Below are 24,580 nucleotides of genomic sequence, written 5' to 3' on the forward strand. Positions count from 1 at the left end.
ACGCTGCAACTTCCCTGACGGAGGAATTGGTCTAACAACCGGAAGCTTTTATGAAATAAAAATCCTTAGTCCCCGAATTTTCTCCCTTCTCTATTGCAGCCTCAAATTCTACCAAAAGATGGAGAACTCGATGATAACAGGCGCAGTCTAGACCAACTATCATCGATCGCGGGAGATTGCTTCCCGTGGCTGGCAACGACAGAATTATGTCTTTAATGCGCAAGTATTATAGATGCACCCGAACCGAGATTTACGGGCAACCGCTGAATTTAGGATTGGTTAAAAAACCCTAAAAAGTCGATCGTGCTGCTAGTATCTTAGCCCAGAGAGTTGACTGCGATCGTCTCCGATCGCGATCGCGACGCCAGCGCTACGATATCCCGATCGATCTAACCTGATTTGATACAAGGGGCATCGTGCGGTTTTCCACGGGGAAACTCGCAGCACTTTGTGGCTGTTCGGGAATTGATTTGTAGCGCGGATTCTGAAAAATGCTACCGCCAATTAACCGCGAGCAATTGCCTGCCACCCATGATCGATCTACTCGTTGCGGAGCGATTGAGCTGCTAAATAGAGTTTGCTCCACTCGCCGATGACTTGATTGGTTTTCAGCTTTAATTCAGATGCGATCGTCTCTACACTTTTCCCTGCTTTCAGCGATTCTACCAACTGCCGCTGCACCGGCGTGAGGTCTTGTAAATATTGCTGCCACTGAGCGGGAGTCAAGCCCAAACTGTGTTCTTGGAGCGAAGTTTCCAGCCAGGTGGCGACTAATTCCGGTGCTTGTTTGACCGCAAAAACCCGAATCGCGTGGTAACTGACTTTTTCTCGCAAGCGGTAAATTTGCTTGATAGGAACCTTCAACTCCTCGGCAATTGCCTCTTGGGAACGACCTTGCAGGTAAAGCCGCAGCCACCGGGAAGCCAGCGGATCGACTTCAGCCGCCAAGTAATTCTCAAATTCTTGTTGGACAATCTGCCGCTGAGTTTGCTGCTCTTCCCAAGCTTGATTTTCTCGATACTCGGACATTGCCTGTTCGTCTAGCAGGCTGAGCGGTTCGTCTGTATCGTCGGGTAGAACCTGTTCCGACACCAGCCGCACCCAGTCTCCTGCAGGCACTTGCGTCAACCCGCCCCGCTGGGAACGCCGCAGGTAGTTGACAAAACGGTACACCAGCAGCGGCTGGTTGCGGATCGGCCGCAAGCAGTATTCTTCTGTGCTCGCCAGCAGCAAAGCATTTCGCAGGCGTCTGTCAGAGGTGCACTCGGCAATCCAGGCGACTTGCTGCTGCAGGTAGCGATCGGAATTGAGCATTTCCTGAATCACTTCTTGCAGTACCTCCACCGCACTCCGCTGTCTGTCGCGACTCAGGGAAACCCACGCTTGGATTTTTTGCCGGAGCACAACCAAGCCGCCGAGCCGCCCGATCAAGTTGCGGTAAGCTTTTTCTGGCGGTACTCCCAGATACCGAGAAAGCAAAATTCGATATAAAAAGTCGATCGCGCCGGAGGCGACGGTTAGCTGAGCCGGAGCAAGAGTGTCAAATCTTTCTGGCCTGTCTCCCAACAGCCAGCGGACAACGCTCTCGCGAGTGCTAGAACTCTCATCCGGGCAATCTTGTTCAAGTCGTGACTTCCAATCTTGTGCCAGTCTTTCCGCCAAGGTCATGAGCTGTTGAGCTATTTGTCTTTCACCCCCGATTTTACGTGGTATGCTGATCATTTGATTCTTTTTTGGATCTAATAGGACTTGCGCATCGCTAAAATAATTCTGTATTTGGGTTATCGCGATCGCAATTGCAGGTTTTTTTTAACTGGCGATCGGTAACTTTTGTAATGATTGAACGGGCAGATTAATTGCCTATTGACACAAACACCTAAAACTGTTATATGGCTAACTTTTTATTAGAACTCGGTACGGAAGAATTGCCCGCCTCTTTTGTCAAAGGCAGCGTCGAGCAGTGGCAGCGGCTTGTACCTGCAAGTCTGGCAGAAGAATCCTTGACAAATGAATCAATTAATGTATACGCTACTCCGAGGCGTTTGGCCGTTCTGGTGAAAGGACTGCCAGTTCAGCAATTAGATAGAGAAGAAGAGGTAAAAGGGCCGCCGGCGAGTTCCGCTTTTAAAGATGGCAAACCGACGAAAGCAGCGGAAGGTTTTGCGAAAAAGCAGGGCGTAGAAATTGATGCTTTGGAAGTTCGCGCTACCGATAAAGGCGATTTTGTTTTTGTGCTCAAAAAGATTCCGGGGCGGATGAGTGCGGATATTTTGGCAGAACTTGTGCCGCAGTGGATTAATAAGTTAGAAGGCAAAAGATTTATGCGGTGGGCCGACGGAGATTTGAAGTTTCCGCGCCCGATTCGATCGATGGTGGCACTGTTGGATGATACTGTACTGCCAATTACATTGGTGAGCGGTTCGGATACGGTCAATAGCGATCGAATTTCCCAAGGACACCGGGTGTTATACACCCCCCCTACACCCCCCCTTGGCAAGGGGGGGACGGGGGGGGTCTCGATTCCGCAAGCCGAGGATTATGTCGAGTGTCTGCGGGCTGCTTGCGTGGAGGTCGATCGAACGCAGCGCAAAACTCAAATTAAAGCACAAGTAGAAGCCGCAGCAACAAAACAAGGCGGTTACGCCGACATTACCGAAGATTTGTTAGAAGAAGTCACCGACTTAGTAGAATGGCCGAACGCAGTTGTCGGCAAATTTGACGAGGAATTTTTGATATTGCCGCCGGAAGTAATTACCACAATTATTGTTACAAACCAGCGGTATTTTCCTATCCTCAAAAGCCCTGATTTTCCCGAACTTCTGCCCTATTTTATTACAATTTCCAACGGCGACCCGGCTAAAGCGGCGATTATAGCTGCAGGTAACGAGCGAGTAGTGCGGGCGAGATTGGCAGACGGTCAGTTTTTCTACAAAGCAGACTTGGTAAAGCCTCTAGAGGAATATTTGCCCAAGTTGGAAAAAGTTACTTTCCAGGAAGATTTGGGGACTGTACGCGCAAAAGTCGATCGGCTGTGCAAGATTGCCAGCCTCATCACAAATCAACTGCAAATCACAGCCGAAGAACAAGCTTACATAGCAAGAGCAGCATTGCTTTGCAAAGCCGACCTCGTAACCCAAATGGTTTACGAACTTCCCGAAATGCAAGGAATCATGGGGCAGAAATACGCCTTAGCAAGCGGCGAACCGGAAGCAGTAGCCACAGCGATTTTTGAACATTATTTGCCCAAAGGCGCTGGCGATAATTTGCCGCAAACTCTGACAGGTCAAGTTGTCGGAATAGCAGACAAATTAGATACATTAGTCAGCATCTTCGGCTTGGGAATGTTGCCGACAGGTTCATCCGATCCCTTTGCTTTGCGCCGCGCAGCCAATGCAATAACTAACATTATTTGGGCTGCTGAGTTGCCAGTCAACTTGCACCAGTTGCTCGCAGAAGTTGTTGCCGAATTTACCGCAGCGCGCCCGGAAACATCGGCGGAGTTGCTGGATCAGTTATACGATTTTTTCTTACAAAGAATTCGGACTTTGTTGCAAGAAGAAAAGAATGTAGATTACGATTTGGTAAATGCAGTTTTGGGAGAAAACGACCCAGAATATACTGAACGAGCATTGAGAGATTTGTTGGACGCACTGGAAAGATCGCTTTTCCTACAACAAATCCGCAATAACCAGACTTTGGATCTGATTTACGAAACAGTCAACCGTTCAACTCGTTTGGCGGCTCAAGGTGATTTAGATAAAGTAGAATTGGAACCGAAAACGGCGGTGAAACCGGAGTTATTTCAAAAGTCGTCTGAACAAGCTTTTTACGATGCAGTAGTGCAGTTAGTGCCGCAAACGCTGCTATCCAAACAAACTCGCGATTACCAGCAATTAGTAGATAGCTTGACTGAGATTGCTCCGACTGTCAGCAACTTTTTCGACGGGCCAGAAAGCGTTTTGGTGATGGACTCCGACCCGGAAATTAAGCAAAATCGGTTGAATTTACTGGGTTTGCTGCGGAATCACGCGCGGGTGTTGGCTGACTTTGGGGCGATCGTCAAAAGTTAGAATTGACAACACCTGAATATTCTGGGCCCGCAGATTCCACCTTTGCCCGCAGTTTGCCGTTCGTTTCAACCCCCGTCTGAAAGCGAAAGTCCTCGCTATGAGGACTCAAAGCCATACATACTAGACTTTTAGTCAGCTAAAACTGACTTTAGCTGTTAGACAGGGGTTTTCAACCCCTGGCGGGACAGGGGCAAACTTGAGAAACGTACTTGTTAAAAATGTCGATCGAAATAACCTTAAAGGTTACCAATAAAAAAAGTAAATCTATTAGAATTATTGCGAAATCGCGCGCCTCTCAGCAGAGTTCGATCGCTCTCTTAAAAAATAAGCAAAATGGCCAATAGCCAAAAACCTATGCAAGGTTAAGATATAAACTTATAAAACCAGGGAAGTTCGCTCCATCACACACACAACTTATGCCGATCGCTCATATCATTGGACTAGGAAAATCAGGAATTGCCGCCGCCAGACTGCTAAAACGCGAAGGATGGGAAGTAACGCTGAGCGATCGCTCATCTTCCCCAAGCTTGCTCGAACAGCAACAGGAATTCGCTAACGAAGGAATTCATGTTGAGCTAGGTCAATCTTTTGAACCAGTCGAATCTATAGAATTAATAGTAGTAAGTCCGGGCGTTCCCTGGGACAGTCCAGCATTAGCGCGCGCCAGAGAGTTAGGCCTTGAAACAATAGGAGAAATGGCTCTCGCATGGCGTTACCTCAAATCTCCTTGGGTGGGAATTACGGGCACTAACGGCAAAACTACTACTACTGCTTTAATTGCTGCTATTTTTGAAGAAGCCGGGCTTTACGCTCCCGCTTGCGGCAATATTGGCTATGCTGCGTGTGAATTAGCTTTAGCCGAAAAACAGCCGGATTGGGTAATCGCAGAAATTAGCAGCTATCAGATAGAATCCTCGCCGTTTGTAGCGCCGCGAATCGGAGTTTTGACGACTTTGACGCCGGATCACCTCAGTCGCCATAAAACTTTAGAAAATTACTACAACATTAAAGCGCATTTGCTCAAAAAGTCTGAATTGCAAGTAATCAACGGCGACGATCCTTATTTGCGCCAGCAAGGAATTGACATTTGGCCGGATGCGTGTTGGACGAGTGTGAAAGGTGAAAAAGAACTGTTGGGCGATCGCACTTTTGGAGCGTACATCGAAAACGGTTGGGTAATAGCTCAAAGCGAGAAAATTCTGCCTGCTGATTCTTTGCGGATGGTGGGAGAACACAATTTGCAGAATTTGTTAATGGCGGTGGCGGCGGCTAATTTGGCGGGGATAAATAAAAGTGCGATCGCCCGGGCGATCGCTAAATTCCCCGGAGTTTCGCACCGCCTCGAACACATCTGCACTTGGGAAGGCATAGATTTCATCAACGACAGCAAAGCTACTAATTATGACGCGGCCCAAGTCGGGTTGGCTTCTGTTAGTGCACCGGCGATTTTAATTGCCGGCGGCGACGCCAAAGAAGGGGACGATCGCGCATGGATTGATACAATCAAGGCGAAAGCTGCTGCGGTGCTGTTAATTGGGGATGCAGCGAGTCTTTTTGGCGATCGGCTCGCACAAGCAAATTACCATGCTTGGGAAATAGTCGAAACAATGGAACGAGCAATCCCGAGAGCCGCAGAATTAGGCAGACAAAATCATGCTAAAGTAGTGCTGCTTTCGCCAGCTTGTGCTAGCTTCGATCAATACCAAAACTTCGAGCAGCGGGGCGATCATTTCCGTCAATTGTGTCTCGAATCGCTTGCTAAAGAGTAGAGCTAGATATAGATCATCGCACGCGATATCTGTAGGGACACGGCAATGCCGTGTCCTGCCCCGGGAGCTGCGACTTTATAGATGTGTAAGCCTTCAAACTGTCTTCCAAATATCCTTAATTCTAGCCTGCTGTTCCCATTCTAGCTCGCCAAAAACTAGCATCATTTCCTCATGAGTATAATCAATAATAATCGCCGCCAATTGAGCCACCGTTTCCGCTTCCAGCATTGCTAGTTTCAATTTGGTCATTGCTTCTTTATCCATTAACACGAAACTTTTAATTTTTACCTCATTTTTATTTTAATTGTGCCTGCAAATCTCTTTCAGTTGTGCATTAAAACTGGCAACCTGAGTAGCGCTTACTCTATCAAAGTTGCGCGAAGATATTTTTAATTCTTCGCTGCAAATCTGAGAGCGCAATTTTTCATCAATCTCCAGAATCTGACCTTCGGAAGTGACACTTTTTTGCAACAAAATTGCGATTTCCCTTTCCAGTTGCCGATAGCCTTGCTGAAAGAAATCTTGAGAGTTAGAACGAAACAAACCACTATTGACTTGCTGAATTTGGCTGGGTGTCAGCGATTGAGCCGAGACAGCAGCCGGAAATCCAAAAGATGCTGCTAGCCACCAGCTAGAAATTATCTGTTTGAGAATGCTGTTCATCACTGTCGGGAGGAGTTTTTACCTCAGTTGGTTTCTCGTTTTCTGACTCGCTTGCTAATTCATCTTCTCGTTCAAGTTTTTCTTGCCACTCGACAAGCTGCTGAAAAAGTTTCGGGTTAATTTCAAATACGGGTTTGTTGGTTTCTGACATATTCACTCCTAACATTTATTACATTATAACTGGTTCCCGGGTTCTGCCTGGGAACCGCTGTCGAGAGGCTCTGCCTCGCTTTTTCAGCAGGAAAATTGGAGGCAGAGCCTCCGGATCTGCGTTACCAGGCAGAGCCTGGAAACGAGTAGAAAAACAATTATGTCGATCGGAAGCTATGCTCAAACCTTCAGCAGCGACATAATTATGCCAGTTAGGGAACCACCAAGCAAAGCTAAAGTAGCTAAGGTACTAATGCCAAATCCTGCCGCTCTTTTTTCGGCAGCTTGATAGTAACCCCAAGCAAACAAAATGCGTCCAATTATCCAAACTGCGCCGATAGCAGCACCCCAAATTGGGCTGATAAATTGCGAGAACAGCCACAGCGAGGGCAAAAATAGAATCATTTGCTCTAAGGTATTTTGCTGAACTCGCAACACTCGTTCAAAGTCTAGGTTTCCTGTCATCTGCGGGGGAGAAACTTTGTGTTTGAATCTAGCTCTGCCAACGTTGATGGTAACAACGAAGTAGAGAATTAATGCTGAAACAGTAATTAGACTAGGCCAAAGTGTCGCGTTTGCTTCTGCGAGCATGATTCGGTATTATTGGGGTGGAGTATATATCTTGATTATAAATCAATTATTGCCGATCGCGTTATTCATCTCCCTCCCGTCATTCACGGCAGGCGATTTGATGCAACTGCTGGGTATTAGTGGCGCGGCAATTGCTTTATAGTTCTGGGACATCCTCGAAAACTTGCTGGCTGGGATTTTGATTCTTTTGACTGCACCTGCACAGGGAGACAAGCCGCCGACTCTTCTCGTGAGTCACCCCAAATTTTAGACTCTTATTCTACCTCCCAGATTCATCTGTGGAGTAAATTGAAAATCTCGAATCTAAAATATCGAGTCTAAAATCTAAAATCTAAAATTTGGGGAGTAAATCTAAAATCTCGAATCTAAAATCTAAAATCTAAAATCGACTGACCGCACCTGCATAGGGATAGAAGCCCCCGACTTAAGGAGATTATTTTGCTCAACAATATTCGAGACCGTCTTAAATATTTCACCAGGAGCCGGATTCCTCGAGAGCATTTAAAGCAAATACGAGTTGACTTGTTAGAAGAATCAACCCTAGATATTAACTATCTTGTCTTAATTCTCGGTTCCTGTATAATTGCCACCTTTGGACTGCTTGCCAACAGTGCCGCCGTTATCATCGGTGCTATGATAATCGCGCCTCTGATGTTGCCAATCCGAGGGTTAGCATTTGGAGCGGTAGAAGGTAACGTTCTCCTCTTCCGCAAAGGTTTAATTGCATTAGCAGTTGGGACGGTGCTAGCAATTTTTCTAGCTTGTTTTTTGGGAGCTTTGGTACAACTTCCCGGCTATGGGAGCGAAGTTCTAGCTCGTTCTAAACCTACATTACTAGACTTAGGAATTGCGATCGCCGCTGGGGGAATCAGTGGTTATGCGAAAGTTCAGCCCAAAGTTTCTGCTACTCTGGCGGGAACTGCGATCGCCGTGGCTCTCATGCCGCCAATTTGTGTTATAGGTTTAGGCTTATCTCAAGCTAATTGGTCGCTCAGTTTGGGAGCAAGCCTCCTGTATCTTACTAATTTGCTGGGGATTACTCTTTCCTGTATGCTAACCTCTTTAATGGCCGGCTACACGCCCCTGCATCGCGCCGGTAAAGCCCTCTTGTGGGCGCTAGGATTGACGACTATACTTGTGATTCCTCTGGGGGTGAGTTTTGCGGAATTGATCGAGCAAGCGCAACTAGAAGCCAGTCTGAAGCGGGCATTGCTTAACCGAACTATCACTTTTCAACGAGTGGAAATGATTAAAAGCGATACTAACTGGTTGGCGAAACCGCCGGAAGTTCGTCTGAGTGTTCGCAGCAGCGAAGCTTTGACACCCAAACAGGTGCAGCTTTTAGAAGCATTTGTCGAAAAAGAAATGGGTCAACCATTTACCCTGATTTTTCAAGTCAGTCAAGTTGAAGAAGTGCGGCGCTCAACCCTGAATAAGTCCGGATCAAAACCGAAATTTTAACTATTTTAGCCCTAATTGTATGACCCCAGAAGCTCTAATTAACCAAGTGACGATCGAGGGGAATCTGAAGCAATTTCTCTTAGTGCTAGCGGTTTCTTTAACTGTGGCAACGTTGCCGCAAATCTTTGGGTGGCTGAGCAAAATTCCCTACACGCTGCTGTTAGTAATTGTCGGGTTGGGTTTGGCTTTTATAGATGTGCGGCTGGTGACGCTTTCACCGAAACTAATTTTGTTGATTTTTTTGCCGCCTCTTTTGTTTGAAGCTGCTTGGAATCTGGAATGGCCTAAACTCAAGCGGGATTTAGTGCCGATCGCTCTTTATGCGGTTTTGGGTGTTGTTATTTCTGTTGCTGGCGTGGCTTTTGCTCTCAGCCAAATAGCGGGAGTTTCTTTAGCGATCGCCCTGTTGGTAGGAGCTAGTATATCTGCTACCGATCCTGTTTCAGTAATTGCATTGTTCCGGGAATTGGGAGTTGAAAAACGCTTAGCGTTACTGGTGGAGGGTGAGAGTTTATTTAATGATGGCATTGCTATTGTTGCCTTTAGTTTTTTGGTGGGATTCTCTCTAGGGACTGATGACGTTGGCATCCCAAATCTGATTGCGCGTTTCTTAGCTTTTGTGGGAATTGGGGTTGTTGTCGGCACTTTAATCGGTTTTGGAGTTTCTTATCTAACTCAACCATTTGATTTACCTTTGGTTGAGCAATCGTTAACCTTAGTTTCCGCCTACGGTACTTATATAATTGTGGAGGAATTGGGCGGTTCAGGGGTGATTGGGGTGGTGACGATGGGCTTGATATTTGGCAATTTTGGCTCTCAGATTGGTATGCAACCCAGTACCCGACTTGCGGTAACACAATTTTGGAATTTTTTGGCGTTTTTTGTAAATTCGATCATGTTCCTGCTGATTGGCGATCAGATGAGGTTTGCTGATTTGGGAACGAATTTAGGAGTGATTGGCATAACTGTAGTGGCGATGTTTGTGACGCGAGCGCTCGCTATTTTTGGTTTAGGATGGTTGAGCAATTGGTTAGGAAACTCTGAAATTTCATTGTCCGATCAAACTGTAATTTGGTGGGGAGGATTACGGGGTTCTGTATCGATTGCTTTAGCTTTGAGCGTACCCCATGTTCTGCCCGATCGACCAGAAATTATTGCGATCGTGTTTGGGGTAGTTTTATTTACGCTGCTAGTACAAGGTTTAACCACCAAGGCGCTGCTGGAAAAATTGGGGTTGTTGAGCAACCAGGAGTTGCGCCAGCAGTATCTGGAGGCGATCGCCCAACGTGTTGCTCTCAATCGGGTTCTCAAGTATCTATCTGAAGTATCGGGCGATCGTAAAATCGAGCCTGAGTTTTCCAATCATCTCATGAGTCAGCTTCAAGAAAAATTAAACTTGCTGCAAGCAGAAATCAACCAAATGTACGATCGATCTCCTGAACTGCGGCAGATGACTATCGACAAACTCGAAGGGGATTTGCAGGCAATAGAGGCTGATACTTATGCTGAATTTGTGCGATCGGGTCAATTGAATGAGCTCCCTGCTTCTGTGTTGCAGCAATGTTTCAAAGAGCGGCATGAGAAAATTGTTTCTTAATAGGGTGTTTGTAGGGATAATCCCCGTGATTGTCCCGCTTATGTGGAAATTTTGCGTAAGTCCTAAAACCATCAAATTTCTCGTTCCTTGTTAGATTCCGTGTTGGCAATCAAAAACAGTCCTAATTGTTGATGGGCGGACATGGTATAATTCCTGATATTGTAGCGTGCGTCAGCCTACGATAATGTGAATATAAGCTAGATCATAGAAAGATTTGGGAGAATTTGACAAACTGAGAGTAAGGTTAAATAGGAGGTCAATTTAATGACCAATACTGCTCTCAATTTTAAGACTGCACCCGGACATGAAGTTCTGGCCTCGGCGGGTAAGAGAATGCTGAGACCGGGGGGGAAACTTGCTACAAAACAGTTATTTGAATGGGCGGATTTTCAGCCTGGGGAGACTGTTTTGGAGTTGGCTCCTAGTTTTGGATATAGTTCGATCGCCCTTGTTGAACGTTTTGGCGTAAAAGTAGTGGGAGTTGAGAAAAATCCCGACAGTGTGGCCCGCGCTCGTGCTAATGTTGCAGCAGCCGGTTTGAGCGATCGAGTGGAAATTGTGGAAGGAGATATTTTTCACTTGGATCGGATTTCCCAACAGTTTGATTGGGTTTTGGCTGAAGCTATCCTGACAATGCAGTCGCCGTCAGGGAAAGCTAAAATTGTATCGGGAATTTGCGATCGTTTAAAACCAGGCGGCAAGTTTCTCTCTCACGAACTTTTAGCTAGAAACCGAGAATCTGAAATTCACAAAGCTTTATCAGAAGTGATTCGGGTTAATTCCACGCCTTTGTCGGAGTCTGGCTGGATTGCTGTTTACGAAAACGCGAGTTTGCAAGTAGAAAAGTGTCAAACCGGGGCGATGGGGCTCCTCAACTTGCCGCGAATGCTGCAAGATGAAGGGTTTGTGGGTACTGTGCGGATTTTGTGGAATATATTAAGCCGATCGCAGATTCGCGATCGTATCTTAGCAATGCGTCGAGTTTTCCAGCATTACCAACAGGATCTAGGCTACATCGTTATCTCTGCAAAAAAAACAACTTAACGGAGTCAATCGATTTTCGATTGTCGATTGTCGATTGTCGATTGAAGATAGTGAAGCCACTGATAAATTCGGGGCTTTCTGACTAAATTAATTGATTGTCAAAAACTATGACTGTTACTCTTTTACAGCTACAATCTTCAGCAATCCAACTCCGAGACACAATTGAATATCCCGCCGGAGTGTTGAGCAAAATTTTAGTCAAAGACAATAATTGTCAGTACAGTTTATTTTGTATGACCGTAGGAACGGAAATTTCGGAGCACACTTCGGCACGAAATGCCACGGTTAATGTCATCGAAGGAAAGGGTATTTTGACTTGGGAAGGAAAGGATATTGTTTTGGAACCGGGGGTATTTGCCTTCATGCCAGGTCAAGCACTCCACGCTTTGAAAGCTGAAGAAAAATTGGCGTTTATTTTGACACTTTCTGAAGTCAATTAATTCCCTAAATATTGCTGTAGGGGCGGGTTTTACCAACCATAACTGCCTAAAATCAATAATCTCATAAACCCGCCCCGATTCACAGGTTGTGCGGGGCGGGTTTATATAGATAGTGAGTTGCAATCAAGTATTCTTTGTGAAAGCCGCCTACAAAAATTGGCATTTTAACATTTAGTCTATTTCATCTCCAGAGGCGATATCCTCCAATTTTTCCCAATCCAATACAATAATTTTACCCCCTCGACTGTAGGAGACAAACGGCTTGAGTTTCTTAAACAACCGCACGCATTCTTCGTAGGTAATCCCAATGCTGCGAGCAATTTGATAGTAGGGAAAACGTTTTTCTAAACATACACTATTATCAGCAATCTTCGTACCTTGCTCGACGGCAAAGTAATGAATAAATCGGGCCAGCCGCACGATCGCCCTTTCCGACACCAACCCGTGCACAGTCTCGTGCAGTTGCTGCAACCGCTGGTTGAAAACCGCCAATATTCGCAAAGCAATCTCGGGATTTTCCCGAAGAGCTGCTAGCAAAACTTCCCGTTCTGTGGTAAGAACTTGCACATCAGTTTCTGCCGTCACCGTTGCGGGGGCAATGCCGTTGCCTAACAAAGCAGGTGCGGCAAAAATATCTCCCTGAAATAAAGTGCGGAGAATTGTTTCTTTGCCCGCCGCCGCTGTTTTTGCAACCCGCAGAGAACCGCTCAAAAGAGTGTATAATTTTTCGGGGATGCGATCGCCTTCATACATTACAACTTCTCCCTGTCGGTACGTCCGAATTGCTGTATGTTCTTGCAATCGCTCTAATTCAGTTCGGTTTAAGCTGGCAAATATTCCAATTTTAGCCAGTTGCTCAACAGTTGCTTTCATACATTTAACTCTACCCGCTAGGAGTCTATTGAGAGTATAATAACGGTGAATTCAGAATATATCGAGACAAGCAGAGCCATCTACGAAAATGCAGAACCAGAATATCGGCGATATTATTTTGATGAGATAGCTGGCGGATTTGTGCTAATTCACCAACAACACAATCTTAATAATTCGGAAATCTTTCTAGCTGAAGTTTTGGCTAAAATAGGGAAGAGAGTTATAATGTTGAGCGAGCAAGCAGCAGAAGGTGTGAGAACACCAGACGCTCAGATTGACGGTGAGATTTGCGAATTTAAGGAGTTGACTGAACAGACTCAAAACATCAGAGACCGAGTGCAAGAAGGCATCAGTAGATCCAAAAAGCAAGGTGCATCAGCCGTTGTTTTTCACATCAATCGAGAAAATTATGATGTCGGGAAAATTAACGCTGGCATCAAACAAGCTCTGTTTTGGGATACCGAAAAGCAAATTCAAAAAATATTTTTTGTTGTTAATAGCGAACAAATTCAAATCATCACAAGGGAAGAGTGGAACAATGGAAGATCATTTTAGCGAATTTAAAGAGATTGTAGCGCGGGGATTGCAGAACAATATGCCGCGAGATGCTAAATTAATTACTGTAGGGCAAATTTTATATGCTGTTAGCCACGACGATCTCACAATAGAAGAAGGTTGGAAGCTTGAAGAGATGATGGGTGGCAGAACACAGTGGGAAGAGGCACTTGAGTACAGTATTTTTGGCTATCCAGTAGACACAGCAACGCCACCTTTAGACAAACCTCTGGTTATTGCAGGCAAAACTTTTCATTCTCGCTTGATGACGGGGACGGGAAAATATCGCAGCATGGCAGAAATGCAGCAAAGTGTCAACGCTAGCAGGTGCGAAATTGTTACCGTGGCGGTGCGGCGAGTGCAAACAAATGCTCCGGGCCATGAAGGATTGGCAGAGGCTCTCGATTGGACTAAAATTTGGATGCTGCCAAATACTGCCGGTTGTCAAACTGCGGATGAGGCGATTAGAGTAGCTCGTTTAGGCCGGGAAATGGCGAAACTTTTAGGGCAAGAAGACAATAATTTTGTCAAATTAGAAGTGATTCCCGATGCTAGATATTTGCTGCCTGATCCGATCGGCACTTTGGAAGCCGCAGAACAATTAGTTAAAGAAGGTTTTGCAGTTTTGCCTTACATCAATGCCGATCCCTTGCTGGCAAAACGCCTCGAAGAAGTCGGTTGTGCGACAGTCATGCCTTTAGGTTCGCCCATCGGTTCGGGACAAGGGATCAACAATGCCGCCAACATTCAAATAATTATTGAGACGGTAAAGGTTCCTGTGGTTGTCGATGCGGGGATCGGAACGCCCAGCGAAGCGGCTCAAGCAATGGAAATGGGAGCCGATGCACTTTTGATTAATTCCGCGATCGCCAATGCCCAAAATTCCCCGGCAATGGCAAAAGCAATGGGAATGGCAGCAGAAGCGGGCCGGATAGCGTACTTAGCAGGCAGAATGCCGATCAAAGATTACGCGATCGCCTCTTCTCCCCAAACAGGCACTGTCACCTCCAAATAAATGGCAGAATTTTCCTGGGCGCTTTTTTGGTACAGTTGTAAACATCAAAAATATTAAGGATTGTGACTGATGCCTTACATCAAAGATGACGATGGACGCCTGAACAACTTTGCTAAAGAGCCGAAGGTGTATGAAGCCGTACCTCCCAACAAAAATCAGCAGCGGAACTATATCATCATGGGAATTGCAGCAGCCATGTTGGTCGCTGGTTTGGTGTTCGTGGCTGCTTCCGTCTAAAAGCTGGGCTGAGACTCAAAGCTGCTTCATCAAATCGCAATTTTAAATAATCCTTCAGCAAACCATGTTTTCCAACCAATGGAAACATGGTTTTTGTGTTTCAATACAAAGCAGGTAGTTGCAACAATCCTGAAGCGTGCCAAGCGAGCTGGAAAGCTAAATAACACAAGCAGAAATTAGGTTTTTTCCTCTCTGCCGTCGGGATCGGGGACTTAGGTTGCAATTAATCCGACGGGTGCGTCACCAATATAAAATTGCCAATTGAAAATCTACAATCCTTTGGTCATCACCGGTGCGATTGACTGCCTTCGGGGCTTAGTTGCGAGTTATGAGCGATCGAGATTTCAACTCTCAACTCTACAATCTACAATCTACAATCTACAATCTACAATCCAAAATCTAAAATCTAAAATCGCCAGACTCTGATGTCTATTCCTTCCCAAAAAGTTTCTAGCTCCAACAAGCTGATCTACCAACGCTTGAAACAGGCGATCGACCTCAATTTACGCCGTCAAATTTTTATTGCCGCCTGCGACGACTTGTGCTTGCGGGACTGTCTGGCAGCCCGCTTGCAGGCAGAATTAGTTGCAGAGAGCGCAGGCTCCAATCCTCGCTCCCCGATCGACTACCCCCGATTTGTCAGTTTGGAACTCGACTTGAGCGATCCAAATCCTTGGGCTTCGATCGCCGCGTGGCTGACCCAACACCCACCGCCCCAAAACAGGGGCAGCTACAGCCGTTTGCCGGGATTCCAAATTATCGGGGCAGAACACCTGACCAGGCACTCAGCATCCGTGCAGTGGTCGTTCCTGAGCTATTTGAGGGACATCGAAGCACACCTGCAATTGTGCGAGTCTACTCTGTTGCTGTGGGTGTCGCGCCCTTGGCTGAGTTCGATCGAGCAGTCGGCCCCGGAATTTTGGCACTGGCGAACCGGAGTATTTGAGTTTGAAGGCGAACCAACTCCAGCTAAGGGAGACTTCGGGCACTCCAAAGATTTGAGAAACTGTCAGGACAACGGAGACTCCGGCGACAAACTTGTAATATCTTTTCTGTCTGGACAATCCCCAATTCCCGATTCCCCATCCCCAACTCCCGATTCCCCATCCCCAATTCCCGATTCCCCATCCCCAGCGCCAGATTCTAAATCCGTCGAACTGGCAGATTTGGTGCTAGCAGCGACCTCGCAGGAGTTGGAAGCAGAAAATAATGCCGCATCGGAGGACAATTTTCTGCCGCTGCAAACCTTGCAATACATCGAACTGCTGCAAGAACATCAGTGTTGTTGCGAAGCATTGGCTTTGGCTTATCACAGTTTGGGGAATTACTACCGCGATCGCATTCTGGGCGGAGACGCTTCAGAGCAAAACGTGACAATCGCCATTGGCGCGATCGAACAAGTGATTGCGTACCTCGAACTTGACGCCAACTCGCAGCAAAATCAACCACCAACCGAAGAATGCGCCCGGCTGATTGCCCAATTGACACAAAATTTAACTCAGTACGCCCAACAGTCCTACAGCCTACCGCCAATTTCCGATCTGCTCAACGATCTCGGCACTCTTTACTGGATGCTGTCGCGCGATCGCACGCAGCATAACGCCTCAGATCCGGTATCCTGCCTCGAACGCAGCATCGCCCTCTACCTTGAAGGTTTGAGGCGAACAGATGCCGAGAGCGCACCCCAAACCCGCGTTAGATTAAACAAAAATTTGGGAATCGCTTCGGCAGATTTAGCGCGCTATCGAGACAAGACAGAGAACTTGCAGCAAGCAGTTGCAGCTTACCAACAAGCGCTGCAGGATCTAGACCCCGCCGCGGAACCCCAGCAGTACGCTGCTGCTCAGAATAATTTGGCGACAGCATACTGGAATTTAGCCCAAGATGGTCAGCCGATCGTCTACCTCAAAAGCGCGATCGTAGCTTACACCCAAGCCCTTTCCTGCTACAGTCCCCAACGAGAACCCCTCAACTATGCCGGAGTGCAAAACAACCTCGGTACCGCCTACTGGAACCTCGCCCAGCACGAACCCTCAGAACCCCTGCTAGTCACGGCGATTGAGGCCTACCGCGAAGCATTGAAATACCGCACCCGAGAATTAGTACCCGCAGCAGCAGCCGCCACCTACAATAATCTCGGTACCGCTTATTGGCATTTGGCGAACCAGTTTCAGAACAAACAGGCGCGGACGGAATCTTTGCAGCAGGCGATTACCGCCTATGAAGCCGCCCTGGATATCGCCGGAGAGATCGATCGAACGCAACTCACCTTTGACACCTTGGCCGCCCGCAACAATCTCGGACTAGCCCACTATCAACTAGCCACAGACCCAGATTTCGCCCTCAACAAAGCCGCACAGACAAGCCATTTAGAAGCAGCCCTGCACCACCAGTTGCAAGTGTGCGCCGAATGGGGACAACATCTCAAGGACAAAGGGTTAACATATGGGGATAAACTCAACCTGCAAGCCCCGGCAAACTCCCAAGCTGCTGATTCCCGGCAAACAGCATTGAGCTATATTGTCAAAACGATTAGAGCTTTCTATAGTGAATGTGGGCTGCCTGGCCAAAATTTAGCCTTATCCAAAGTTCCCGGAGATTTATTGCCTGAAATCTTGCGTAGGTTATAAATATGGCTATAACTATTAAAAGCTCAATTTTTTCGAGATTTGTATCCAGTTTTCTATTATTATGGCTGAATATTCTTGCCAAATTCTTCAAGCAAACTTGTGGTCATGGCCCCTGTAAAAATCCTTGTGGTTGATGACGACCCGGCAATCCGAAATTTAATTCAGCGTTTTTTGAGCCAGCAAGGTTATCAAGTTGAGTCTGGCGAGGACGGTCAGACTGGTCTGGAATTATTTGAGCAACTCAATCCTGACTTAGTAGTTCTAGATGTAAATTTACCCGATACTACTGGCTACAAACTGTGTCAAGAAATGCAAAGACGCACGGGCGTGTTTGTGTTGATGCTGACCAGCCGAACCGATGAAGCTGACAAAATGAAAGGGTTTGCCGAAGGTGCTGACGACTACATTACTAAACCTTTTAGTCTTGTAGAGATTGGAGCTCGCGTGGCAGCAATTTTAAAGCGCAAGCGCATTGTTACTCCCGCCGAACAACAAAGTCTTACCTTTGGAGAGCTACTAATAGATCCGGTTCGCCGCGAGGTAATTATCGGCAGTCAGATAGTTGCTTTGACTGCTTTAGAATTCGACCTGTTGTACTGTTTGGCCAGCAAACCCGGTCGCGTGTGGAGGCGATCGGAATTGCTGCATGAAGTGTGGGACTACGAGTATGTAGGAGCCGATCGCGTGGTGGATGTTCATATCGGTCAAATTCGCCGCAAAATTGAACCAGATGCCACTCAAATATCGATGATTCAAACCGTCCGGGGGGTGGGTTACAAGTTTGAGCCAACAACCTAGTAGCATTCGCCAAACGTCCGCCGGAACACAAGGCAGAAGGCTGTATAGGGGCGGGTTCACGAATATCTCTGATTAACATACTCGATATTTGTAAACCCGCTCTCCCCACGCAATAATTCAGATCGATCGAGTATCTGATTCCTGGTTCTGCAAATACTCGCGCACTTCTAGCGCACGCTCAAAACTCCTGCGCACGCAATCTCCCAAAGCCACGCCGCCAAAGTAGTTGCTGCACAAATACACCCCAGGCAAGGATTTTAAGCCCCGATCGATTTGTTGCAGGCGATCGAAATGCCCCAGATTGTACTGAGGAATTGCCCGCTTCCACAGCTTCACCGTTAAAACTTTTGGCTGTGGCACATTTGGTTTCAGCAAAATGCGAGACAAATCTCGGTGCACCTCCCGAACGATTTGTTCTGAGTCGAGATTGCCAATTTCCGAGTCTGTTGCCCCGCCGATGTAACTCGTGAGAGTTTGCCAACCAGCAGGCGCGCGATCGGCAAATAAACTCGATGTCCAAATCGTCCCCAGAGTGCGAATTCCCTGCCCCCTCGGAATTAAATTTCCAAAACCTACTAATTTTCCCTTGACATCCGACTGTGGGTATGCTAGTACAACGGAGGCAACAGTAGGATAAGTAAAAGTTTGTAAAGCGCTGCTAACTTCCGGTTGCAGAGGCCCCAACAAATCGGCTGTAACGTAAGCCGGCGTTGTCAAAACCACGGTGCGCGCCTCAACTTGTTGGGGCCCATCGGGCGTGGAAAATTCAGCAATGTAAGTTTCGCGTTCTGTACGCTGGAGGCGAGTCAATTGCCAGTTGAGTTTCAGTCGATCGGTCAATTGAGCAGCGATCGCCTCTGGCAAAGCCTTCAACCCCTGTTTAAACGAACCCAACTCCCCCGGCCTAGTTTTAGGAACATTCGGGTCTGCGGGCATTTTCTTCGGTCTTTTCCTAGCAGAAAGCAGCGCCCCCGCCACCAGCCCGCCACCCACATCAGCCATCTTCGTTACCCGCCCAAAAGCCGCCGCCGCGCTAAGTTGTTGGGGATCTCCGGCATAAACCCCAGAAACAAAAGGTTCCACCAACCGCTGCATCACTTCCGTCCCCAGATGACGGCGGAAAAATTGAGAAACAGTTTCCTCGTCACCCTGCTGCGAAAGTCGATCGCCCATTGCCGGCGCGACAAACCCCAAAGCCCCGAACAACGCCCGCAGTTTTCCCGGAAAACTCAGCAACTGAGACTGAATCATCGCCGGTGGAGTCATCGGCACCGGTTGCAGCTTATTTTGCCAATAAACAAAACGAGGCAATTTGTGGTCGGCAAAAATCAACTCCTGCTTCAATCCCACATCCACAGCCAACTTCATCAATTCCGCAGTCGGCGAAAAACTGTTCGGGCCCTCCTCCCAGAGAAACCCCCCCGCTGTCACAGTTGTGATGTTCCCGCCCACACGTCCCTGACTCTCAGCGACTAAAATCTTCAGCGAGGATGCACTCGTTGCTTCCTTGTGAAGTGCGTGCGCCAAACTCAAACCGCTAATACCCGCACCCACAATCAAGGTATCTAATAGTTCCATGTTACATATAAAAATATCGCAATCTTTATGTTACATGGCTTTGCACGGCTTGCGTTCTTTGCGGAGCGTACTGCAAAACCGCTTTCAGATTACCGAATGGGGAATTGCGAATGGGGAATCGGTAAGCTATCCCGCATTTCTCAAGCATTTTTCTCGAAGGTTATCGATTAACCTCTCCCCGTCTCCCCTTCTCCCCATCTCCGTTTTGTATCCGCTGGGTCTGGTTTAAAAAAAGAGCAGATGCTCTAATTAAGCTATATTTCCAAAAATACTATTTATTGAAAATTTTTGTATGATAGGGAACTGTGCCGAAAATTGCACTAGGAAACGCAGCAGTAAAGTGCGCAAAAAGATTTGAGTGGGTTAAACTAACTTTAGGAAAATTTTACAGCTTAACTTGCAAGTCAGCACCCCGCTCTGAAAAGATGGGGCTTCCTGCCCTAATCAAAAGAGAGAGTTGACCACCTATCGTCTTAACTGATGACGTTATCAAAAATATGGGTGTAAGTGCAAGCTGCTATGCGATCGCGGGTGAAATGTTTGAAACGGTAATTGTCCCGTGGAAAGTAGATCACAAAAGTATTAAGCGACCAAGTAGTCTCCCTGTAACAATAATTAATATTCAAGGCGGTTAAAACTGCCTGATGTGTGTTTCCTCGCCCGGTCTACTCATATCTTCCACCATTCTTAAGAACAGGCTTTCCGGCCTGTTAAGCAAAGAGTTAATTTCTTGTGGGGTGGGCAGGAGATCCCGCCCATAAAAACTTATTGAAAATGGTGCAACATATGAGCCTAAAGACACGAGGTTTCCACACTCCTAAGCTTTTCTCATGAAAAAATACCCATGCAGGAAGTTATCAACTCGTTTCAGTCTTTTTTCTCTAACTCTGTTGATGCTTTCCTAGAGTGCGATCGACAGCAAAAGTACCTATCGATAAATCCTGTTGCTGCTGCTTGGATGGGATTAGATCCTGCTGAAATAGTCAACAAAACTAATCAGGAATTATTAAAATTATATCCCAATAATGCTGCTCTTAAAAATATAATCTTGCAGGTTGATTCCTGCCTGCAACAAGTATTTATAAGCGGGGAAAAAAGGCTGGCAATTCATGAGGTTACGGCGGCAAACGGCGGGATTAAAATTTACGAAACTGCTTACACGCCAGCGGTGGATGCCTCTAGCAACCAGATGCGGGTTTTGGGCGTCGGTAGAGATATCACCAGGCACTACCGCTGGCAGCAGAAGAAAACTCAACAGTTGCGCCGATCGAACCATTTACTGTTGTTGAATGCAGCTAACACTCCCCTGGCAATGGTGGGCTGGGATGAAGATTTTCGGATCGTTCAGTGGTCTAAACGCGCCGAGGAAATCTTTGGCTGGACATCCGATGATATGATGGGCAAGCAGTTCGGCGATTTAGATTTGGTTTGCGACGAAGATAGAGACGCTGTAAGCGCGATCGAACTCGAACTAGCCACCGGCAACGGCAATACTTCAATTAACCGCAATTATACTAAAAGCGGACAGGTAATTTGGTGTCGCTGGTTCAACTCGATTATTCGCAGCGGCGAGACTTTTACCGTGCTTTCTTTGGTGGAAGATATCACCGATCGCAAACGGTTGGAAGCAGAAAAAGCCCAAGCTTCTCGCCTCACAGCAATGGTAGCCGATGTCGGTATTGCCCTCACCAAACACCCTCAAGATATCCTGCTTCCCTGCTGCGAGGCAATGGTGCGGAATCTCGATGTCGCCTCTGCTGAAATTTGGACTTTCAACTCTCAATATAATGTTTGGGAATTGCAAGCAGCCTCGGGAATCTACGGCCGCACAGACGATCGGGCTAGCTTTATTGAAACTAAGGTTAACTCGATCGCCAAACAGCAAAAACCGGAATTTGACTGCGGATTTGAACTGAATAATTTTGGACTTCCCGAGGAAGAATCCGCGAAAGAAACAGCGGCACACAGTTCCGAAGTAGCAATGATCGACACCAGTCACAAGCCGGACAATTGCCCAATCCCCAAGCAAATTCTCACCTTCGCCGGCTACCCTTTAATAGTCGAAGAACGGCTGGTGGGAGTCATGGTAATTATCAGCAGCCAGCCGCTGACAACACCTTTTCAAGAAACTTTAGCATCGGTTGCCGATGTCATCGCTTTAGGCATCGAACGCAAGCGTGCAGAAGCTGAATTAAAATCAGCTAGAGGGTTCCTCAATTCCGTAGTAGAAAATCTGCCTGTGGGAGTTTTTGCTAAAGATGCTTCTTCGCTGAAATTTGTGCTGTGGAATAAAGCGGGAGAAACGATCGCAGGTGTTACCTCTCAAGAGGCGATCGGCAAAAATGACTACGATATTTACCCCAAAGAACAAGCTGATGTTTTCACCGCTCAAGACAGGGAAATATTGACCGGTGAGCACAACCAATCTACTGTTAAAGACATAGCCGAAGAGCCGATTCAAACTCGCCACAAAGGTATGAGAATATTGCACACCCGCAAAGTGCCAATTCTCGACGCGGCAGGCCGTCCTCAGTACGTTTTAGGTATTACTGAAGATATCACCGAACGCAGGCAGGTAGACGAAAGCGTGCGCCTCTACGACCAAATTGTCGAGAATATGCAAATTGGTTTGTACGTCTACCATTTAGAAAACATAGACGATGACAGCACCCTCAGGGCGATCGCCTCGAATCCCGCTGCTACCCTGTTTACCGGATTAGAAATGGCCGACGTTTTGGGCATGACAATCGACGAGATTTTTCCCCACCTGCGATCGAAAAACATTCCGCAAGCATTTGCTTCGGTAATTCTGGGCCAAAAAGCCGTAGAAATTGAAGATATTGACTGCGATGAAGGCGGCCGAATAACTCGCGCTTTTTCTATTAAAGCTTTTCCATTACCCAACAACTGCGTCGGCGTTGCTTTTGAAAATATTACTGCTCGCAAGTGCCTGGAAGTAGAACTGCAGGTAGCTTTGGAAAAAACCGAACGTTCCGAACAACTGCTGCGCACAGTAATAGACAAAACCAGCGACTGGATTTTTGCCAAAGACAAAAATTTTCGATATATTTTGGCAAACAAGAGTTTCGCTCAAGCAATTGATCAAACAGTAGAAGAAATCATTACCCAATCCGATTTAGAATTAGGATTTTCAGAAGAGCTAGTGTTTGGAAATTTAGACAAAAATATCCGAGGATTCCGCACAGACGACTCTGCTGTACTCGCAGGCGAAATCATCCACAATCCCTGCGAGGAGGCCACTGTTGCAGACGGTTCAGTACATATTTTTGACACCCAAAAACTTCCACTGCGCGACGCTGAAGGCAATATATTTGCAGTGCTAGCTTTCGCTCGCGATATTACAGAACGCCATGAATCGGAAGCAGCTTTGCGCCGGAGCGAAACCAGATTTAGGTCTTTGGTCGCGAATATTCCCGGAGTAGTTTATCGCTGGCAATGCGATTTTTCGACAAGTTTTATTAGCAATGCCGTTTACTTACTAACGGGCTACCCTGCTGCCGATTTTATTTCGCCTTTGAACAGGGGAGGTAGGGCTTTTGCTAGCATTATTTACCCGGAAGACTTGGTAAAAGTAGAAGCCACTATTCAGCAAGCAATAGAAAACAAACACTCTTATAACTTGGAATACCGCTTGCTAGCAGCAGACGGCACGGTTAAATGGGTGTGGGATAAAGGTTCTCCTGTGTTCGACGCAGATGGGAACGTTTGCTGTTTGGATGGGGTGATTGTTGATATTAGCGATCGGTACTACGCCGAGGAAGCATTGCGCCAAAAAACTTTAGAGTTAGAAGCAGTTTTTCGCGCTTTGCCTGATTTGTATTTTCGACTAGATGCTGACGGTATAATCGTGGATTATTTGTCAGGTACTTCCTCAAATTTATACGTACCTCCCGAACATTTTATGGGTCAACGAATGACAGACATATTGCCACACAATGTCGCCTGCCAATTTGCCCAAGCAATCTTTGAAATTTCCGAAACAAGAAATTCAATCGACATAGAGTATTCGCTTTCTATGTCGGAAGAAGAAAAAACTTATGAAGCCAGACTGTTGCCGTTTAATTCAGATCAAATTATTATTCTAGCCCGCAATATTACCAAGCGCAAACAAGCCGAATCTCAATTAAAACAGAAAAATCGCCAGCTAGAGCAAACATTGAAACAATTAGGCAGGACTCAAGCTCAACTAATTCAAGCGGAAAAAATGTCGGGTTTGGGACAGCTAGTAGCGGGAATTGCTCACGAAATTAATAATCCTGTCAGTTTTATCTACGGTAATATCATTTACGCTAGCGAGTATGCTAAAAACTTGCTGGATCTGTGCAGTTTGTACCAAGCACATTACCCGAAACCTGTTGCTGTTATCGCGGAGTTTGCGGAGGAAATAGAATTCGAGTTTATGAAAGAGGATTTCCCGAATTTGCTGACTTCAATTGAAACCGGAGCCGATCGGATTCGCCAAATTGTTCTGTCTTTGCGCAACTTTTCCCGCCTGGAAGAATCAGATATTAAGCGTGTTGATATCCACGAAGGAATAGACAGTGCTCTGTTGATTTTGCAGCACAGACTTAAAGAAAATGGCAGAAACCGCCAGATTGAAATAGTTAAACAATATGGGAAACTGCCACCAGTACAGTGCTACGTCGGACAGTTAAATCAAGTGTTTATGAATATTTTAAATAATGCTATCGATGCTTTAGCAGATGTCAGGAATAGAAAGTTAGAATTGGTGAGTTCTTCGGATGCGGAACGGCAAGATTTTCCGACTTTACCTTTAAGTTGCGACGCATTACCAGGGATTCACATTCGCACGGAGGTTTTGGATAACAATCGGGTTGCGATCGCAATTTCAGATAACGGGTCGGGAATGGTAGAGTCTGTTAAATCTCGGGTATTTGACCCGTTTTTTACTACTAAACCAGTAGGCAAAGGTACAGGTTTGGGACTGTCTATCTCCTATCAGATTGTGGTGGAAAGACACGGGGGTACGCTGGGCTGCAAGGACGCGCCGGGAGGGGGAACTGAATTCGCGATCGAGATTCCAATTCGGCAGAGGTAATTGGTAATTGGTAATTGGTAGTCGCACGA

At 46.6% G+C, this 24,580-nt stretch carries 19 protein-coding genes; 12 read left to right on the forward strand and 7 right to left on the reverse strand.

The window, feature by feature from the left end:
- Nucleotides 1-540 precede the first annotated feature (540 nt).
- Nucleotides 541-1,722: a HetZ-related protein 2 gene (locus E5S67_RS12710; RefSeq protein WP_246276756.1), complete on the reverse strand. Its 1,182-nt coding sequence runs from the start codon at nt 1,720-1,722 to the stop codon at nt 541-543.
- Between the two features lie 167 nt (nt 1,723-1,889).
- Here E5S67_RS12710 and glyS point away from each other — a divergent pair, with 167 nt between their 5' ends.
- Together glyS and murD are read left to right on the forward strand one after the other, a co-directional pair.
- Nucleotides 1,890-4,070, forward strand: a complete 2,181-nt coding sequence (glyS, locus tag E5S67_RS12715) for a glycine--tRNA ligase subunit beta (RefSeq protein ID WP_172187668.1) — start codon at nt 1,890-1,892, stop codon at nt 4,068-4,070.
- Nucleotides 4,071-4,486: 416 nt separating this feature from the next.
- On the forward strand, nt 4,487-5,839 hold the full coding sequence (gene murD, locus E5S67_RS12720) for a UDP-N-acetylmuramoyl-L-alanine--D-glutamate ligase (RefSeq protein WP_172187670.1): 1,353 nt from the start codon (nt 4,487-4,489) through the stop codon (nt 5,837-5,839).
- Between the two features lie 93 nt (nt 5,840-5,932).
- Here murD and E5S67_RS12725 read toward each other — a convergent pair whose 3' ends face one another.
- The 4 genes from E5S67_RS12725 to E5S67_RS12740 form a co-directional block, all read right to left on the reverse strand.
- Nucleotides 5,933-6,088: a hypothetical protein gene (locus E5S67_RS12725; RefSeq protein ID WP_172187672.1), complete on the reverse strand. Its 156-nt coding sequence runs from the start codon at nt 6,086-6,088 to the stop codon at nt 5,933-5,935.
- A 51-nt stretch (nt 6,089-6,139) separates the two neighbouring features.
- The gene (locus E5S67_RS12730) at nt 6,140-6,502 is read right to left on the reverse strand and encodes a hypothetical protein (protein WP_172187675.1); all 363 of its coding nucleotides are present in this window, start codon (nt 6,500-6,502) and stop codon (nt 6,140-6,142) included.
- The gene (locus E5S67_RS12735; RefSeq protein ID WP_172187678.1) at nt 6,471-6,653 is read right to left on the reverse strand and encodes a hypothetical protein; all 183 of its coding nucleotides are present in this window, start codon (nt 6,651-6,653) and stop codon (nt 6,471-6,473) included. The genes E5S67_RS12730 and E5S67_RS12735 overlap by 32 nt, the downstream gene beginning before the upstream one ends.
- 179 nt (nt 6,654-6,832) lie before the next feature.
- A complete protein-coding gene (locus tag E5S67_RS12740) occupies nt 6,833-7,243 on the reverse strand; it encodes an MAPEG family protein (protein WP_172187680.1) in 411 nt (136 codons plus the stop codon).
- A 522-nt stretch (nt 7,244-7,765) separates the two neighbouring features.
- Here E5S67_RS12740 and E5S67_RS12745 point away from each other — a divergent pair.
- The 4 genes from E5S67_RS12745 to E5S67_RS12760 all read left to right on the forward strand — a co-directional run bounded on the left by E5S67_RS12745 (nt 7,766) and on the right by E5S67_RS12760 (nt 11,785).
- Nucleotides 7,766-8,704: a DUF389 domain-containing protein gene (locus tag E5S67_RS12745; RefSeq protein ID WP_246276757.1), complete on the forward strand. Its 939-nt coding sequence runs from the start codon at nt 7,766-7,768 to the stop codon at nt 8,702-8,704.
- Nucleotides 8,705-8,723: 19 nt separating this feature from the next.
- Nucleotides 8,724-10,301: a cation:proton antiporter gene (locus E5S67_RS12750; protein ID WP_172187684.1), complete on the forward strand. Its 1,578-nt coding sequence runs from the start codon at nt 8,724-8,726 to the stop codon at nt 10,299-10,301.
- A 264-nt stretch (nt 10,302-10,565) separates the two neighbouring features.
- The gene (locus E5S67_RS12755) at nt 10,566-11,345 is read left to right on the forward strand and encodes an SAM-dependent methyltransferase (protein ID WP_172187686.1); all 780 of its coding nucleotides are present in this window, start codon (nt 10,566-10,568) and stop codon (nt 11,343-11,345) included.
- 107 nt (nt 11,346-11,452) lie between these two features.
- Nucleotides 11,453-11,785, forward strand: coding sequence for a cupin domain-containing protein (locus E5S67_RS12760; RefSeq protein ID WP_172187689.1), 333 nt, complete (start codon nt 11,453-11,455; stop codon nt 11,783-11,785).
- 171 nt (nt 11,786-11,956) lie between these two features.
- On the opposite strand, the gene E5S67_RS12765 is transcribed toward E5S67_RS12760, so the two are convergent.
- Nucleotides 11,957-12,658, reverse strand: a complete 702-nt coding sequence (locus tag E5S67_RS12765) for a Crp/Fnr family transcriptional regulator (protein ID WP_172187691.1) — start codon at nt 12,656-12,658, stop codon at nt 11,957-11,959.
- Between the two features lie 45 nt (nt 12,659-12,703).
- Between E5S67_RS12765 and E5S67_RS34390 the strand changes: the two genes are divergently transcribed.
- The 5 genes from E5S67_RS34390 to E5S67_RS12790 all read left to right on the forward strand — a co-directional run bounded on the left by E5S67_RS34390 (nt 12,704) and on the right by E5S67_RS12790 (nt 17,893).
- A complete protein-coding gene (locus E5S67_RS34390; RefSeq protein WP_172187693.1) occupies nt 12,704-13,213 on the forward strand; it encodes a CdiA C-terminal domain-containing protein in 510 nt (169 codons plus the stop codon).
- Complete coding sequence (locus E5S67_RS12775) at nt 13,197-14,228, forward strand: thiazole synthase (RefSeq protein WP_172187695.1); 1,032 nt, start codon at nt 13,197-13,199, stop codon at nt 14,226-14,228. The genes E5S67_RS34390 and E5S67_RS12775 overlap by 17 nt, the downstream gene beginning before the upstream one ends.
- Nucleotides 14,229-14,297: 69 nt before the next feature.
- Entirely contained in the window at nt 14,298-14,465 is a 168-nt protein-coding gene (gene psb34 / locus E5S67_RS12780; RefSeq protein WP_015177107.1) for a photosystem II assembly protein Psb34, read from the forward strand.
- Between the two features lie 425 nt (nt 14,466-14,890).
- Nucleotides 14,891-17,095 (forward strand): tetratricopeptide repeat protein, encoded by a 2,205-nt coding sequence (locus E5S67_RS12785; protein WP_172187697.1) that lies wholly within the window; start codon nt 14,891-14,893, stop codon nt 17,093-17,095.
- Between the two features lie 105 nt (nt 17,096-17,200).
- The gene (locus tag E5S67_RS12790; RefSeq protein WP_172187699.1) at nt 17,201-17,893 is read left to right on the forward strand and encodes a response regulator transcription factor; all 693 of its coding nucleotides are present in this window, start codon (nt 17,201-17,203) and stop codon (nt 17,891-17,893) included.
- 117 nt (nt 17,894-18,010) lie between these two features.
- Here the strand turns inward: E5S67_RS12790 and hemG are convergent, their stop codons facing one another.
- Entirely contained in the window at nt 18,011-19,471 is a 1,461-nt protein-coding gene (gene hemG / locus E5S67_RS12795; RefSeq protein WP_172187701.1) for a protoporphyrinogen oxidase, read from the reverse strand.
- A gap of 844 nt (nt 19,472-20,315) precedes the next feature.
- On the opposite strand from hemG, the gene E5S67_RS12800 reads away from it, so the two are divergent.
- Nucleotides 20,316-24,551, forward strand: a complete 4,236-nt coding sequence (locus tag E5S67_RS12800; RefSeq protein ID WP_172187704.1) for a PAS domain-containing protein — start codon at nt 20,316-20,318, stop codon at nt 24,549-24,551.
- Nucleotides 24,552-24,580 lie beyond the last annotated feature (29 nt).

Origin of the sequence: Microcoleus asticus IPMA8, from assembly GCF_013179805.1 — a bacterium.
In the GTDB taxonomy this organism is placed as follows: Bacteria; Cyanobacteriota; Cyanobacteriia; order Cyanobacteriales; family Microcoleaceae; genus Microcoleus; species Microcoleus asticus.

Coding starts and splice junctions, on each gene's coding strand:
- glyS (WP_172187668.1), top strand. CDS start 1,890: ATGGCTAACTTTTTATTAGAACTCGGTACGGAAGAATTGCCCGCCTCT.
- E5S67_RS12765 (WP_172187691.1), bottom strand. CDS start 12,658: ATGAAAGCAACTGTTGAGCAACTGGCTAAAATTGGAATATTTGCCAGC.
- E5S67_RS12710 (WP_246276756.1), bottom strand. CDS start 1,722: ATGATCAGCATACCACGTAAAATCGGGGGTGAAAGACAAATAGCTCAA.
- E5S67_RS12760 (WP_172187689.1), top strand. CDS start 11,453: ATGACTGTTACTCTTTTACAGCTACAATCTTCAGCAATCCAACTCCGA.
- E5S67_RS12775 (WP_172187695.1), top strand. CDS start 13,197: ATGGAAGATCATTTTAGCGAATTTAAAGAGATTGTAGCGCGGGGATTG.
- E5S67_RS12750 (WP_172187684.1), top strand. CDS start 8,724: ATGACCCCAGAAGCTCTAATTAACCAAGTGACGATCGAGGGGAATCTG.
- E5S67_RS12725 (WP_172187672.1), bottom strand. CDS start 6,088: ATGACCAAATTGAAACTAGCAATGCTGGAAGCGGAAACGGTGGCTCAA.
- hemG (WP_172187701.1), bottom strand. CDS start 19,471: ATGGAACTATTAGATACCTTGATTGTGGGTGCGGGTATTAGCGGTTTG.
- E5S67_RS12735 (WP_172187678.1), bottom strand. CDS start 6,653: ATGTCAGAAACCAACAAACCCGTATTTGAAATTAACCCGAAACTTTTT.
- E5S67_RS12755 (WP_172187686.1), top strand. CDS start 10,566: ATGACCAATACTGCTCTCAATTTTAAGACTGCACCCGGACATGAAGTT.
- psb34 (WP_015177107.1), top strand. CDS start 14,298: ATGCCTTACATCAAAGATGACGATGGACGCCTGAACAACTTTGCTAAA.
- E5S67_RS12740 (WP_172187680.1), bottom strand. CDS start 7,243: ATGCTCGCAGAAGCAAACGCGACACTTTGGCCTAGTCTAATTACTGTT.
- E5S67_RS12785 (WP_172187697.1), top strand. CDS start 14,891: ATGTCTATTCCTTCCCAAAAAGTTTCTAGCTCCAACAAGCTGATCTAC.
- E5S67_RS12800 (WP_172187704.1), top strand. CDS start 20,316: ATGCAGGAAGTTATCAACTCGTTTCAGTCTTTTTTCTCTAACTCTGTT.
- murD (WP_172187670.1), top strand. CDS start 4,487: ATGCCGATCGCTCATATCATTGGACTAGGAAAATCAGGAATTGCCGCC.
- E5S67_RS12790 (WP_172187699.1), top strand. CDS start 17,201: ATGGCCCCTGTAAAAATCCTTGTGGTTGATGACGACCCGGCAATCCGA.
- E5S67_RS12730 (WP_172187675.1), bottom strand. CDS start 6,502: ATGAACAGCATTCTCAAACAGATAATTTCTAGCTGGTGGCTAGCAGCA.